The sequence below is a fragment of the Actinomycetospora lutea genome (assembly GCF_028737205.1).
Classification (GTDB): domain Bacteria; phylum Actinomycetota; class Actinomycetes; order Mycobacteriales; family Pseudonocardiaceae; genus Actinomycetospora; species Actinomycetospora lutea.
This window is the reverse complement of sequence record NZ_JAQZAL010000053.1, coordinates 1-15128: the sequence shown is the minus strand read 5'-3', so window position 1 is coordinate 15128 and position 15128 is coordinate 1. Positions and strand designations below refer to the sequence as shown.

Annotated in this window: 8 protein-coding genes and 1 pseudogene; 3 read left to right on the top strand and 6 right to left on the bottom strand. The window is 64.6% G+C overall.

All coding sequences use genetic code 11. The features are described from left to right. Nucleotides 1-107: 107 nt before the first annotated feature. Together PHK61_RS32195 and PHK61_RS30895 are read right to left on the bottom strand one after the other, a co-directional pair. Entirely contained in the window at nucleotides 108-536 is a 429-nt protein-coding gene (locus tag PHK61_RS32195) for a DUF4231 domain-containing protein (protein WP_420791468.1), read from the bottom strand. A 764-nt stretch (nucleotides 537-1300) separates the two neighbouring features. Continuing rightward, nucleotides 1301-1822, bottom strand: coding sequence for an SIR2 family protein (locus tag PHK61_RS30895; RefSeq protein ID WP_274284876.1), 522 nt, complete (start codon nucleotides 1820-1822; stop codon nucleotides 1301-1303). Between the two features lie 495 nt (nucleotides 1823-2317). Here PHK61_RS30895 and istA (PHK61_RS30890) point away from each other — a divergent pair. Together istA (PHK61_RS30890) and PHK61_RS30885 are read left to right on the top strand one after the other, a co-directional pair. Next, nucleotides 2318-3196: pseudogene (istA, locus tag PHK61_RS30890) on the top strand (IS21 family transposase); the annotation flags it as partial. Nucleotides 3197-3332: 136 nt separating this feature from the next. Beyond that, a complete protein-coding gene (locus tag PHK61_RS30885; protein ID WP_420791467.1) occupies nucleotides 3333-4643 on the top strand; it encodes an ISL3 family transposase in 1311 nt (436 codons plus the stop codon). Between the two features lie 91 nt (nucleotides 4644-4734). Here PHK61_RS30885 and PHK61_RS30880 read toward each other — a convergent pair whose 3' ends face one another. The 4 genes from PHK61_RS30880 to PHK61_RS30865 all read right to left on the bottom strand — a co-directional run bounded on the left by PHK61_RS30880 (nucleotide 4735) and on the right by PHK61_RS30865 (nucleotide 11941). After that, the gene (locus PHK61_RS30880) at nucleotides 4735-7638 is read right to left on the bottom strand and encodes an Hsp70 family protein (protein ID WP_274284874.1); all 2904 of its coding nucleotides are present in this window, start codon (nucleotides 7636-7638) and stop codon (nucleotides 4735-4737) included. A 698-nt stretch (nucleotides 7639-8336) separates the two neighbouring features. Then, entirely contained in the window at nucleotides 8337-9146 is an 810-nt protein-coding gene (istB, locus tag PHK61_RS30875; RefSeq protein WP_274284873.1) for an IS21-like element helper ATPase IstB, read from the bottom strand. After that, entirely contained in the window at nucleotides 9143-10861 is a 1719-nt protein-coding gene (gene istA, locus PHK61_RS30870) for an IS21 family transposase (protein ID WP_274284872.1), read from the bottom strand. Before istA (PHK61_RS30870) ends, istB begins: the two co-directional genes overlap by 4 nt. Nucleotides 10862-11020: 159 nt before the next feature. Then, a complete protein-coding gene (locus tag PHK61_RS30865) occupies nucleotides 11021-11941 on the bottom strand; it encodes a rep family protein (RefSeq protein WP_274284871.1) in 921 nt (306 codons plus the stop codon). A 1987-nt stretch (nucleotides 11942-13928) separates the two neighbouring features. On the opposite strand from PHK61_RS30865, the gene PHK61_RS30860 reads away from it, so the two are divergent. Continuing rightward, nucleotides 13929-14993, top strand: coding sequence for an IS630 family transposase (locus PHK61_RS30860; protein ID WP_274284870.1), 1065 nt, complete (start codon nucleotides 13929-13931; stop codon nucleotides 14991-14993). Nucleotides 14994-15128 lie beyond the last annotated feature (135 nt).

The window sequence follows — 15128 nt, the reverse complement described above, 5'->3', positions numbered from 1 at the left end:
GCCGAAGCCGAAGATCGTGTCGCGGTCATCCCTCCACGCTCAATGACGAAGAGCCATAATACCGTTGGAGCCGCCACATCGAGCGAGTTCGATGCGACGGCCTTGAGTTACTTCTGCGCATTACGTTGATGTTCCTCATCCCGACTTCGGGAGTCAGTCCACTTAGCGTGCTCCTGCGAGACTATGCCTTCCACTCGCTCGACAAGGACGCGTTTTCGATCGGACGCTTCGTACGGTCCAGCTTGCCCGAGATAGAGGTACTTCTCGTGCTTAAGTGCTTCAGCCGTCGCTCTGTAGAGTACCCAATTTGTCTGCCATTGATAGAGTTGCTGGACGCCCTCTGCCACCACCACAACAGCTGCAAGGCTTGCTGTAAGTGCGGGGGTTGGCGAGGCGAGTGCCACTACTGGGACTGAAGCTCCGACAATTAGCTGGATAAGCTTTGTGCGCTTATACGCCTTCTGAGCTGCGCCGCTCTTCGCGTCGTACCAGCTCAGCTGGTCGTCGAGTCGCTCCAAGCCAATATCGTCCGCCACACCCCTAATCTAGCGCACTCCACATACCTCTGGCAGATGCGGGCGATAGTTGAACAAGTCCTGCTTGAGGCGAGTCAACCGCCTGGGGATTCGAGGGACCGAGATAAGCACGCCAGGTGACAGCATCGCTACCCTACGCACCTGTGCGAGCTTCTTGCCGTGCTTGTCGTGTTGAATCATACTAGATGCCTGCTCCGAGCAGGCTAGACGTGGGCGACTAGTCGAGGGAGGACTGGTTGTCCGGTCCCTAAGTTCCGGCTGTGAGCGTGCTTATGCTGGCCATTATCGCACGAGGCAACCGCTAGCAATGTTGGGGGGAACAGATGCCTGAAACGCACTTCGATGAGGACGCGACGGGATGGTCACTCATGGACGAGAGCCTTCAGGAGATCTTGAACCGATTGCAAGCTCATCACAGAGCTATGCGTGGCCTTATCGAAGGCATTGAAGCGGATCACGTTAGTCTTTCGAAGGAGATGTATGCGCTTATACACGAAGAGCGAGAAGCACTACGTGGCATCGAAGCCGAGTTGAGAGCAATCCGGTCGGAGGGTCGATTCCATGATTATTACAAGCCCGGCAGCTCGCTGATATGGAATCTAAAGGGTGACTAATAGAGCAAACGTGGCAGGAATTTAAGCGGAGAGTGTTGGACTCACAGGGCGGGATTGGCATTGCTGCAGACGATTTCATCGAGATGCTTCGATACCGACCGGCCCCGTTTAGAGGAAAAACAGGAACACTACGCAACTCGTTCGCCGACCTCACGAGAGACGCAACCGAACTAGAGGATCTTGAGCTGCTGCCGGGCGCTTCCATCTCAGATTCTCGCCCTCATCGTCAGCGTGCGCTACCGTGAAAATAACGTGATGAGGCCGACCTGCCGCAGTAAGAGCCCTCTCGAGTTGATCGTCGTAATTCGTGCTGACAACTAGGAACGGTGCTTGGATGTCTGCGAGATAGGTGTAGAACGGATTCTCTCTAGTACGGCGCGAGAAGACGCCGTTGAGAAAGTCGTACAGGGCCTCCCGTCCAAAGTAGATTTCGAATGAACGGGACATTCTTGAGAGATCGGGGCGTTCAAAGCTTCTGAAGAGATCATCCTCATGGTCGGGCATTTCCTTGGCTAGAAGATTGGCGACCTCGGAACCTAGAGGCAGAAACAAATGCTCGCCGGTGTCGCCTGCGGAACGGCCGATTGCGTTCATTCCCGGCCCGAGAAAGAGGGTTACGCGCCCTCGCCTCAGTTGATCAGCGATAAGTTGCGCCGGGACGTCTATGTCCATTCTGCCTCCGCCGAGGACGTACGGAAGGGTGGAGCTTGAGTCCGAGCATTACTTACCCGCCCACTGATGTCAAGCTGACCAGCGACCACCTCCGGTCGCACCTAGGTCGTTAGCGAGAGAGACGGTGGCAACAAGTGTCCGGTCGGACGGAACCGTGACGCTAAGATTCGCGAGCGCCTGGCTGTCCTGGGATGTTGCTCATGGACACTTGGAACGGATCGCCCTGGGCGACTAAAGTCTTACCCGGCAATATGGTCGATGACCCTTCTCACGTCGACTCAGCATCAATATTGAACACATGAGCCTTGCCGCAGGATCGCTTAGTGACATCGCGAGCGATCCTATAAGTACCTTGAGCGGGTCAGCCTTCACGCGCTATGCCGCGGGGTGCCGCAGGCGGTCGTCCTCCCGCGCACGGTGCCTGGCGTCCGGTAGAGGCTCCAGCCGCGGCTGCTGGCGGGCAGATTGCAGTCGGGCCAGGCTGTGGGGCCATGTTCTCTGAGCCGTCCTCGACCTCGATGCGATCCGGTGAAGTCCTTGATCGACGCGATGCTGCACGAGGACCTCACCGCACCGCGCAAGCAGCGCCATACCGCGCGACGGATTCTCGCTCGGCTGGCCGACGAGCACGGCCACACCGACCTGAAGTACCCCACGGTGCGCGATGACGTCGCTCGCCGCCGCGCCGAGATCGCTCTCGAGGCCGGTAATCCCGTGGTCGAGGCGATGGTGCCGCAGTCGCACGAGCCCGGCGCGGAAGCCGAGGTCGACTTCGCCGAGCTCTACGTCGACCTCGCCGGCCGTCGGACGAAGGTCTTCCTGTTCACCCTGCGCCTGTCCTACTCCGGCCGGGCGGTGCATCGGGTGTTCGCCTCCCAGGGCCAGGAAGCGTTCCTCGAGGGCCACATCCACGCGTTCGAGCGCCTCGGCGGGGTGCCGTGGGAACGCATCCGCTACGACAACCTCAAGGCCGCGGTCTCGCGGGTGTTGTTCGGCCGCGACCGCGAGGAGTCCGCTCGCTGGGTGGAGTTCCGCTCCCATTACGGCTTCGACGCGTTCTACTGCCGCCCGGGGGTCGAGGGCGCCCACGAGAAGGGCGGGGTGGAGGGCGAGGGTGGCCGGTTCCGTCGCACCCATCTCGTCCCCGTCCCGCAGGTCACCTCGATCGCGGAGCTCAATAGCCGGTTGGCGGCGTTCGACGACGCCGACGATGCCCGCCGGATCACCAACCGCGCCCGCAGTGTCGGCGACGACTTCGCCACCGAGGCCACGATGCTGCGCCCGCTGCCCACCGAGGCCTTCGAGCCCGGCCTGTTGCTGACCCCACGGGTGGATCAGCACGCCCGGGTCACGGTGCGGCAAGCCCGTTACTCGGCTCTTCCGGATATTGAGTGCACGGGAGGCCGTGAGTGACCGGGCCGGTGAGGCCGTGTTGGTGCGGTGAGGCGGGCCCCGAGAAGTTGATGATGACGGTTCCTACGCCAGTCGCCTTCAACATCTCGGGGGCCCGATGCCGCAGCCTACGTCGAGTCCTGCCCAGGTCGTGGCCGACACGATCGTGCGCACGGTGGAGCTCGGGGTGCGGATCACCGACGCGGCCCTCGATGGGCAGACCACAGTGCTGTGGTGCGAGCTGGTCGTCGGCGCAGCGGCCCGGTGCCCGGACTGCGGGCATGCGGGGGTCTATCGGGACGCGGTGGAGCGGCGCCTGACCGACCTGCCGCTGGCCGGGCACCCGACCCAGCTGCGGGTGCGGGTCCCGCGCTACCGGTGCGCTCGCTCGGGCTGTGAGCGCGGGGTGTTCGCCGCCGACACCTCGTCGGTGGCCCGGCCGGGGTGGACCACCACCCGTCGCTGCGCCGGGTACGTGCTGCGCCGCCTCGCGGTCGACCGCCTGACGGTGGGGGCGATCGCGCGGGAGCTCGGGCGGTCGTGGGACACGATCAACGGGATCGCCGTCGCCGCCACTCGCACCCTGCTCGCCGGCGACCGCGCGCGGCTCGACGACGTCCGCGTGATCGGGGTGGACGAGCACCGGTGGGCCCACACTCGCCACGCTGAGGGCGACGGGTTCGTCACCGTGATCGTCGACCTCACCGACGTCGTGGCCGGTCAGGGGCCTGCACGGTTGCTCGACCTGGTCCCCGGCCGCTCCGCCGCGGCGGTGCGTGACTGGCTGGCCGCCCGTGATCAGGGCTTCCGTGACCGGGTCGAGGTCGTCGCGATGGACGGGTTCGGCGGCTACAAGACCGCCGCCGCCGAGACCCTGCCGGACGCGGTGACGGTGATGGATCCGTTCCACGTCGTCGCCCTCGCCGGCGCGAAGTTGGACCTGTGCCGCCAGCGGGTCCAGCAGGACACCCTCGGGCACCGCGGCCGCGCCGGCGACCCGCTCTATCGGGTCCGCCGGGCCCTGCGCACCCGGCTCGCGCTGCTCACCGAGCGGCAGCGCACCCGGCTGGCCGCGGTGTTCGCCGCCGAGGAGCACGTCGCGGTGCAGGTGACGTGGTGGGCCTACCAGCGGGTCATCGACGCCTACGCCCAGCCCGACCCCCAGCAGGGCCGACGCCTGCTCGCCGCGGTCATCGACAGCCTGCGCCGCGGGCTGCCCGCCGGGCTCGATGAGCTCGCCCAGCTCGGCCGGACCCTGCAGCGGCGCCGCGACGACGTCCTGGCCTACTTCACCCGCCGGGCCTCGAACGGGCCGACCGAGGCCATCAACGGCCGACTCGAGGCGCTACGCCGCAACGCCCTCGGGTTCCGCAACCCGCTCAACTACTGGATCAGATCTTTGCTGCACTGCGGGCGGCTCACCCTTTAGATCCGGAAGAGCCGCTTAAGGCTAAGACAAGCTCACCGAGGTCATCAAGCCGTTCAAGAAGCCTCCGGTCGTGATAGTCCTCCGACATCGCTCAGACACCCGTCTTTGAATCGAAGCTTAGAGTAGTCCTGATTGCTTCACCAGTCTCCTTGACTATGGCAACTGCTCGAATCTCAGTCTCGCCGAAGTACATAGACAGCTCCCCGCCTCTTCTATTGATCGGAAGCTGGAGTACGGGAGTCAGATCGACAGTCAAAGACCCAATCTTCTCGCACGTTCGCTTTGTGACATAGATGGGGTCTGTCAAGGTGGTTCGGTAGATGTCGAGTGGGGCTGTCTTCTGGTTTTCCCAGATGGGCATGTACTCATGTGAGACGACCTCATCAACGGGAACGACCTGCCCTGCCGAAACGTAGCGAGAAAATCTGTTACAGCGCTTCACGCCATCCGGGCCGACGAAAGACCTACTCTCAAGATCAATGCCTTGTCGAAAGGTATGAGCCGCATCACAACCATAAGTGAACTTGCTCCTGCGAGCAGCGGTCTGCGGATCGTACGCAAAATGGGTAGCGCCGTACAGAACGGACACTGCAGGGTCCGGGGGAACCAGCACCTCCGCGCGACCCGAGACATGCTCTATGAGTCGTGCCTGTAGGTAGGGCGATGCGCCGAAGCCTCCAACTAGGATGATGATCGGATTCCGAGCGTTTGGCGACCCACGCTTCATCTCGTCGAGTTGCTTATCGACCAGATCGAGCACGCTCGGCACTACGGTCTCAAAAACAAGCTCTACTTCGGCGCGCTTGAGGACGATGTGGTCATCGATTCCGTCTTGCTGCTCAGCGAGCCGGGCCCTTACATCGTCAGCCATCATCCGATCGATGGCAGCAGGGATGGAAATAAATACGTTCCTGTCTTCCCCTAGATCGATGCTGAGCTTGGCTCTCTCCCACCCGGCTACCAATTCGGCGAAGGCGGACGGTTTCTCTGCGATAACGTTGGCTAAAAACTCGTGTGACCCGAACCGACGAGATAGAACGAGGTCGACGAAAGCTACGTTGAGATACTCGGAGCCGAAAGGCCCGCCGAAGTCTCGGCCTATCTCAACTAGCTTGGAGTTGCGATCGCTCCGATAGGCGGTGAGGTCTACGGTGCCACCGCCACAATCCGCGATCATGAAGCGCGATCCTATTGCCTCTAGCGATGCCCGTCGTCCTCCCGTTGCCCCAGCGGTACGAAGTCCTGCAATTTTTGCGTGATGCGCTGCGGCCTCGGGCTCAAGCGCGAGGATCAAGCGTCGTCGATCCTCTGGAAACCCTGCGTCAACCGCAGAGGTGCGCATCGTTTCCTTCTGCGCTTCGTCCCAAATCGCGGGAACGGTGAGGCACCATCGAATTTGGTCGTCAGCGAAGCCAGCACTTGTGATATCTTGAAGTGCTGCCTTTCTGAGCTCGGCTAGGTAGAGGGTAATGGTTTCGGTGGGCTTGTTGCTGTACCCCTCCTGGCCTACCTCCGGGGAAGTGGACGCGAGTTGCATCTTGAAGTTCTGGGTGTAACGCTTACGGAAGTCGGGGTGTAGCTGTACCAGTCTTCTCGCCTCAAAGCCCCACGCTTCGAGACGCTCGTCGCTGTCCTCAGAGAATAGGACTGCCGAAAGGTTCTTAGCGGACGCAACATATTGTCCATCCCACTGTGTTCGCACCTTAATTTGGCGGCTAGAAGCCTTGCGATTCTGATCAGTAATGACTGACCAAGCGAAGCCGCTACCGTGCGTGCCAAAGTCGATAGCGGCGACGACTCGAACTCTAGTCATGACCTTCTTCGGTTGAAGGAAGTCCAGCACCATTCTGCGGCTGGCCGTTTCGACGAGGTTTTTGGCCTCTTGGTGGGCGCTATCATCAGAGACTAGGAGCTCGCGAAGGGTTCGCAACGTCTCAATAGGTAGCGGGTCGGCCGTTCCCCCACTCCTCACTAGCCCCAGGATTTCCTGGGCTGCAGATCGGGCGCTTTCTCGTGCACCAGCTCGTTCAAGCACCGCGCATTGGTCGACCCTTGCTTCCAGAAGATCAACTATGCCTAGTTCGTATGCGATCTCGTAAGCTCCGGCCAGACCCACCGCGAATTGCGGCGGAATTCCGCTCAGATCAAGATCGGCAGGCGACCTTCTATAGTTTGCCGCGTGAAACCAGTTCGCAAGCAGTCGAACAGTTGTCAACACTGCCCCACCTAGTGCGTCCTCGAAATCGAGGCGCTCCTGCGTGCCGAGTTCGTTGGACTTCTCCGGAAGCGGGAGCGCTGGGAAGTTTATGGACAGAGCGTCACCTGGACGGCCTCGCACCAAGTTCCAGGAAACGACCGAGCTCCACACGCGCTTCCCTTGCTGGATCTCACCGTACACGAGGACCACTGGCAGGGCGCCCAGAGCTTCCTTCAGGTGCAGAATATCGAGGTCAGTGTTACGCAGCGGACGACTTATTACTCCGTCAAGCATAGCCATGTCATTACTACTCGAGGAAGCCATCCACGCGCGACGAATTGCTACCCGAAAGGCTGGGGGGCCGGAGTCGCTCTCATTTGGTCCGTCGGTGTCGCTGAAGAACGGAGCCAGGAGTAGAGCTGGTTTTCGGCCGCCCTCCGTAGCAGAATATACTCTATCGTAGAGCGAGGCTGAGCTCGTGTTGTATGGCGCGGAAGCTAGTTCTCTCTCGTGCTCGTCAAGCTTAATCGCGCTAGCCATAGATAGGCGTGCACTTGTTAATTCGCGCTTCTCTGCCCGTAAGTCATCGGCTCGAGCGCGCTCCTCCCCGAGATGGGCTAGAAGCACTTCCTTCTTGACGTCGCGCTCCGCTGCCCGGGCTTCTTCCTGCGTTTTCAACTCAGCAAGGTACTTCTGCTGGTCAAAAAAGCTCCCGTCCCTCTTAAGCTTATATATCTCGACGAGTTGCCCGCTTACATCGGTCAATCCGCTGATAATATCGAGGAAAGGCAGGGCCACTCCGAGATTCCCCCCATTGGCCGATAACGGTGTTGTCACATCATAACAAGTACGCGCCGCCACCGGGGCGGGTCCGTTGCGCGCCCCGTCCCTCGGCGTTAGTCCTGGGCGGTTCCGGAGCGTTCGTGGCGGCGACGCTGCTCGAGGCCGGCGTGGTGACGACGTCGGCCAACGCCGCTTAGAGCCCGTCTGCCTGGTCGGGCGGGAACGTCCGTCCGGTCTCTGGGTACATTGGCGGATACTGGGCCACCCCGGCGTCCTGTTCCTGGAGAAGACATGCGAGTCCGGGCCGGACTTGCTGGAGATGACGCGCACCCCTCAAGGAGGCTCAGCTCCACGACGCGCACCGACGGTTCGGTGCGCAACCCGGCGCTCCGACGCGGTCATGCCGTCCAAGTCTTGCCAGACCTTCCAGGCGGCAGCCTCCTGGGGACCCCTTCCGAACATCGTCGCTCGGTGGGCTCCGTCCGCATGACCCAAGTCAGACCACGGGCACTGAGCCACGCCTGGGCCGCGTCTCTGCCGCCGTTCTCGGCGACGGTCAGCAGTGTTGCCGCGAGCCCAGTGCGCTGGACGCAGTCCCATGCATCTGCAGCCAGACCAAGCCGAATCTCGGCCTCCAAGTTTTCGGCAACGATGTCTGGGTGTGTCAACCCGCGGTGGCCCCGCCGTGACGGTTTGAGCTGGCCCCGGCCGTGTCAGGTGTCGTGCTTGCTGCGGGCGTGGGCGAGCCGGTAGGAGGTGGTGCCGGTCTCGAGGATGTTCCCGGCGAAGGTGAGCCGGTCGATGATCGCGGCGCATAGCCGCGGGTCAGTGAAGGTGCGGGTCCAGCCGGAGAAAGGCTGGTTCGACGCGATGGCGATCGCGTTGGTTTCCTCGCGCTCGGTGAGGACCTGGAAGAGCAGCTCGGCGCCGCGGCGGTCGAGTTCCATGTATCCGAGTTCGTCGATGCAGAGCAGGTCGACTCGGCCGTAGCGGGCGATCGTCTTGGCCAGCTGACGTTCGTCGGCGGCCTCGACGAGCTCGTTGACCAGCTTCGTCGCCAGTGTGTATCGGACTCGGAACCCCTGCCGGGCGGCCGCGGCGCCGAGCCCGATCAGCAGATGGCTCTTGCCGGTGCCGGAGTCCCCGATCAGGCAGAGCGGCTCGCCGGCGGTGATCCACGTGCCGGTGGCGAGGGTGTTGATGGTGGCGGGGTTGATCGCGGGGTTGGCGTCGAAGTCGAAGTCCTCGAGCCACTTCGGACGAGGGAATCCGGCGGCCTTGACCTGTCGGTCGCTGCGGCGCCGGTCGCGGTCGTCGCACTCGGCGAGCAGCAGGTCGGCGAGGAATCCGCGGTAGGAGAGCTGCTCGTGTTCGGCGGTGGCGATGACGTCCTCGACGTTGGCCCGGATCGTCGGGAGGCGAAGCGTGCGGCAGGCCTGGTCGATCGCGGTGGTTGCGGCTTGCTCGGTCAGTCTGGGGCGTCGTCGGCGCGACCGTGGCGAGGAGGTGGGGGTGCTGGTCATGACACCTCGTTGCGGGTCTCGGGTGCCGCGGCGGAACCGTCAGGGCTGATGGACGGTTGGTGGTCGCGTCGGCGGGCGAGCAGTTCGTCGTAGGCCTCGACCGAGGGCAGGGGCCGCCCATCGACCGGCAACGCCGCGACGCCGGGATCGGTGCCGGAGTCGGGGTCGGCGAGGCGGCGTTCTGTCAGGCTGACGACCCGTCGTTGGTCAGCGCGGGCAGCGACGCGGTGGTGGTCATCGCCTGCGCGGCGGGCTTCGGCGATGCGGCGGGCTTCGACGGCGACGACGTCGGGGTTGGTGGCGCCGATGGCGGTGGCGGCGCGCAGTGCGGCCAGGATGTCGTCGCGATGCTGATGGCGGTGCAGCAGCAGGACCTCGACCAGCGCCCGGGTGCCGCCCTGGTCGCCGTGGGCCTTGCGGGCGGCGGCCCAGAACGCTTCGTGCTCGGCGGCGAACGCGCCCGACGCGCGGGCCTGGACCAGCGCCGTCGCCCCGGGCAATGCGCCCGGCTTGCGCTGAAGGACTTCGAGGTAGTGGTCGAGCTCGAGAACCACCGCACCCTTGGTGATCGCCCGGGGATGGCGGGCGACCTCGCGACGTCCGTCGAGCACGACGACCTGCGAGGCTCGCAGCAGCACTCGGACCCGACGCCCGATCAGCCGCGCGGGCACCGAGTAGCGGCACTGGCGGACCGTGACCCGAGCGTGGGTGTCGACCCGCGGGGTCAACAGCAGGCCCGGCTCGAACGCCTCGGCCGGCAGCGGGCGCAGCATCGGCGCCTCGGTGGCGAAGTCGTCGCCGACGGTGCGGGCGCGGTTGGCGATCCGGCGGGCGTCATCGGCGGCGTCGAACGCCGCGAGGCGCTCGTTGAGCTCGACCAGCGAGTCGACGCGGGGCACGGGGACCAGATGGGTGCGGCGGAACCGGCCGCCTTCGCCTTCCACGCCGCCCTTCTCGTGCGCGCCCTCGACTCCGGGGCGGCAGTAGAACGCGTCGAAGCCGTAGTGCGAGCGGAACTCGATCCAGCGAGCCGATTCTTCGCGGTCGCGGCCGAAGAGCACCCGCGAGACCGCGGCCTTGAGGTTGTCGTAGCGGATGCGTTCCCACGGGACCCCGCCGAGGCGGGCGAAGGCGTGGATGTGGCCCTCGAGGAACGCTTCCTGGCCCTGGGAGGCGAACACCCGGTGTACCGCCCGCCCGGAGTAGGACATCCGCAGGGTGAACAGGAAGACCTTCGTGCGCCGGCCCTCGAGGTCGACGTAGAGCTCAGCGAAGTCGACCTCGGCCTCCGCGCCCGGCTCGTGGGACTGCGGCACCATCGCCTCGACCAGCGGCGTGCCGGCCTCCAGGGCGATCTCGGCACGGCGGCGGGCGACGTAGTCGCGCACCGTCGGGTACTTCAACTCATGGTGGCCGTGCTCGTCGACGAGCCGAGCCAGGATCCGCCGGGCGGTGTGACGCTGCTTGCGGGGCGCGCTGAGATCCTCGCGCAGCATCGTGTCGATCAACGGCTTCACCGGATCCAGCCGCGGCGCCGCCCGCACCGGAGTCTTCCGCGGAGGCGGCGTCGCCGAGGCCAGCGCCTGGCGCACCGTGCGCCGATGCACCCGGTACCGGCGCGCGAGCTCGCGCACCCCGACGTCCTCGCGTCGGGCGTCACGCCGGATCGCCTCGAACAGCTCCACCCTCGATGACCCCAACCCGGCCCGCGTCATGCCCGGCGATCTTCGCCAGGTGGGGCCACTTCAAGCCGTCACACCGCCCGGCGTGTCGGCAGGTGGGGCCAGATCAGACCGTCACACCCATCGGCGAGCCGACCCCCCGGGTGGAGCCAGAACAGGCCGTCACGGTGGGGCCGAATCAGGCTGACATCCTCAGATGTCCTCGTCGGTAGCCTCCGCACCGAGCCCAGTGAGCTTCCGCAGGTTCCGAGAGCCAGCGGACCAGGTGAGCTGTCGGCGGCCCTCGCTGGCCTGCTCCCACTCCCACCAGCGCGCCAGCGCTGACTGCTCGTAGGTGTCGACTGCGTCCGCGAGGAGCTGCATCGGGGTGCGACCGCCAGCCCGCCGGCCCTCCTTGCGGTGCGAGCCAGTGACCTCGTGAGCGATCTTGGTGAAGTAGTCGGCGAGATCGCCGTCACCGAGCTGCACGCGGCGCAGGTCCCAGCCGTGCTCGTCGGAGGCCTCGAAGCCCTTGCGCTCCAGCGCGGCCCGCCAGCGGGCGAACATGCGTGCGCCCACGCTTCCGGCGACGAGCTCGGCGGAGACTGGGGCGCCGAAGCACAGCAGCGCGTGGATGTGGACGTGCCAGCCGTTGTCGCCGTGGGTGACCTCCACGACCCGCGCCCAGCCGAGCAGGCCGCTGAACAGCTCCTGGTCGGCCTTCCAGGCTGCACCCGAGGTGACTCGGGCCCAGGCGTCGGAGAGGACATCCCAGCAGCCCTTGCGCTGGCGCAGGGTGTGTTCCTCGATGGCGTCGGCTTCGGCCTGGTGCTCGTCGAACTCCCACCGGTTGGCGTTCGCGGCCTCGTAACCGGCGCGGTTGTCCTCGAGCTGGCGCAGTCGCTGGCGCTCGTCTTTGGTCAGTCCGAGCCGGTCGCCGCGGTCGTGGCGCATGGTCAGGGTGAGCAGGAACGCCGACCCGCCAGCCTCGTCGACCGCCCGCATGACCTTCGACAGCTCGTCCGCGCGGCGAGTGGCGATCTTCGCGGCGCACTGCGGGCAGCACCACACCGACCCGCACGACGCCAGCCCCGAATAGCCCGCGGAGCGGGTGCCGTCGGAGTTGGTCGTCACCGCCAAACTCACCCCGCCCTCGGGGTCGAGCGGTGTACCGCAGTTACGAACACGGCGCAGGCCAGTGATGCCGCGGAGCTGCGCGCGGCGGGCCCATCGGCCTTCACGTCGGTGCTGGGCCTTCGCCACCCGCTCCCCGAGCGTCAGTCGCTCGTTGGCTCCCCGACGCTGCCGGGTCCGGTGAAGACCTGTTCGCCCATTACCGAGAGCCGTCCCGCTCAACGGACACGACCCGCGGTCAGGGCCGGCGCTGACGCGCCGGTGCCCGGCCCCTTCGGGCCGGGCACGCTTCCCCTCCTGTCTTCGACCCGGGGCGCGCGCCCGACCCGGGGGCCGGGCCAACCAGCAGCCACAGCGACGACCAGGACCACGGTGGCGACCGGGAGCAGGACGACACTCAGCCTCCGGCGGCCAGGCGCTCCGCCCTGGACCAGGGCACCGACCTCAGGAGAGGCCACCACTGCGACGAGCTCCGGGAAGTGGTGGTGGTCGGGGCGGGGTCTCTCCCACGACGACGCGCCCGAGGGCTGCCAGACCGCCCGCACGGCCGCAAGCGCCACCAGGCAGTACACGCGCCGGTTATCGAGAAGCGGGGCACTTGCACCCGCACGAGCGGTCCGGCAGGGCAGAGCCCGCGCCGCCGAGGGAGAGACCCCAACGTGTACTCGTGCTCTGCTGAAAACCAATGAGCGCACTCTGCTTGATGCTGACTGCAATTTACACCCCTCGCTCTAATAGCGGTCGAGATTCGCTTGGACCCCGGTAGACTGCTCTTCTTGGACTGGTGTTCGTTGTATTCGCCTCCAGCGCTGATCCGTCTGCACAGGGGTCTTCCTCCAGCGGACATGTAGGCGACTGACGAACGCCTATCCGCGCCCAGCGTGCTGGGGGTCAGGCTCGGAGAGAGAGTGGGAATAACGCCATGAGCAGAAGTCGGGAAAGTAAAGCTAGAAGACTTCGCGGGAGAGGTGTGGATGCAGAATCCCGTAGCAAGACCATCGACACTCCGGGGTCGATCGGTGGCGATGATCATCGCGGACAGGCTCAAGCGGATGGCGATAGCTCAAATCTCATCCAGACACTGCAAGCAGCTTTGGTCGTGGCAGTCCCCGTCTCCGTTGTGACTGCTGTGTCCTACTACTATGGATGGTTAAACGCCTACTGGTACTTTGCCTACTTCGGTGTTAGTTCTCAACTGTTCGACTTCACTTCCACTGACTATCAAGTGAGAAGCGTTGACGCAGTATTCATGCCCGCTATTGTTGTCGCAGTGGCTTCAATGGCTATTCTTTGGGTCGTACACCTAATTCGAGCGCTACCGTACCGCGCCCGCAGGCGCACGAAATGGACATTGTCGGTCATCTTCCTTCTTGCAGGGACTTGCCTGTTCCTGGTGACAGTGCCATCGCTCCTAGGTGGTGGATATTCTTTGATCTCGTATCCTGGAGTATGGTTCGCTCTCGCGGTGTCTCTTATCGCTGCAGGCTCAAGTCTCCGGGCTGGTCTGCGAATAGCTGACGGATTACGCGACCGGCGGGGCGCCCTCGAACGCACGATCCTGGCTGTTGCGCTGGGCGTCCTGGTCCTTGCGGGTGTCCTCTGGACAATTTCCGAATATGCCGCACAAGTAGGGACCGCGCGGGCGATAAAATCCGCGGAGACACTGCCAATTCTTCCCGAAGTGACCTTGTACTCCAGTAAGAAGCTCGACGCTCGAGGGATGGCGGGCATTCGTGAGTTTCGGTGTCCTGACGCCGATTCAGCGTTCCCGTACGCGTACTTCGGCTTTAAGCTCCTCACTGCTTCTAGGGATCAATACCTGTTCATCCCTGAAGGTTGGACCAGGGGTAGTAGTCGGGCCCTGCTTATTGGTCGCAGTGACGATATAAGTCTACAATTCGGCGAGGCGGGGGTCGCTCGCCCTGGCGGCTGCTAGTGTCGCGCGTCGTTAGTTGATTGACGTTGTGGTTGGTGAGATCTTGTTGCTGTGACCTCGACAGGGTTGGTGATCAGCGACGAGGACCGGGTCGTGTTGGAGTCGTGGCTGCGATCGAGCACGGTCAGCGCGGGGCTGGTCGAGCGGGCGCGCATCGTGCTGGCGGTGGCTGGCGGGGCGGGAACCACGGCCACCGCCCGTCAGGTGGGGGTGTCGCGGCCGACGGTGATCAAGTGGCGGGACCGGTTCGCCGAGCGGGGCCTGGCCGGGCTGGGCGACGAGCCGCGCAGCGGCCGACCAAAGACCGTCGACGACTCCGCGATCATCGCGGCCACCCTGGATGCGCCGCCGGAGACGTTGGGGGTCACGCACTGGTCCTCGCGGCTACTGGGCAGGCACCTGGGGATCGGGGACGCGACGGTAGCCCGGGCGTGGCGGCGGTATCAGGTGCAGCCCTGGCGGGCCGAGACGTTCAAGTTCTCTACCGACCCCGAGCTCGAGGCCAAGGTCCACGACGTGGTCGGGCTGTATCTGCACCCGCCTCAGAACGCCGTGGTGCTCTGCGTGGACGAGAAGTCGCAGTTCCAGGCGCTGAATCGGACCGCGCCGATGCTGCCGATGCGTCCGGGGCTGCCGGCGCGGGCCACCCACGACTACCAGCGCAACGGCACCACCACGTTGTTCGCCGCGCTCGAGGTAGCGACCGGGCGGGTGACCGACCGCTGCTACGACCGCCACGGCAAGGCCGAGTTCCTCGACTTCCTCAAGCGCGTAGCCAAGGCCTATCCCCGCCGCGAACTGCACGTGGTCCTGGACAACTACCACACCCACAAGCACGCCGAGATCAACGACTGGCTGGCTCGCCACCCGAGGGTCACGTTGCACTTCACCCCGACCTCGGGCTCTTGGCTCAACCTGGTCGAGGTGTTCTTCGGAATCATCACCCGCCAGGCCATCCGCCGAGGCTCGTTCGACAGCGTCGCCCAGCTCGTCGAGAAGATCCGCGCCTTCATCGACGGCTGGAACGACCGCTGCCATCCCTTCGCCTGGACCAAGACCGCCGAGGAAATCCTGCCCCACGCCACCCGTCAGCGAACTTCAGACGCGCGACACTAGGAAGCTGTTCAATGGACTATGCGAATGTAGGTGAACTAGCCCGGATCTTTCATGATCTTGGTGTTGGTGATCGTTGCGCGGCTCGGTGGCCGGTGATGGCGGGGATTGTGCTCGCTGGGCATGACAATCTGGCCG

Excerpts from the sequence above, each read along its gene's own strand:
- istA (WP_274284872.1), bottom strand. The coding sequence starts at position 10,861 with ATGACGCGGGCCGGGTTGGGGTCATCGAGGGTGGAGCTGTTCGAGGCG.
- istB (WP_274284873.1), bottom strand. The coding sequence starts at position 9,146 with ATGACCAGCACCCCCACCTCCTCGCCACGGTCGCGCCGACGACGCCCC.
- PHK61_RS30885 (WP_420791467.1), top strand. The coding sequence starts at position 3,333 with ATGCCGCAGCCTACGTCGAGTCCTGCCCAGGTCGTGGCCGACACGATC.
- PHK61_RS30895 (WP_274284876.1), bottom strand. The coding sequence starts at position 1,822 with ATGGACATAGACGTCCCGGCGCAACTTATCGCTGATCAACTGAGGCGA.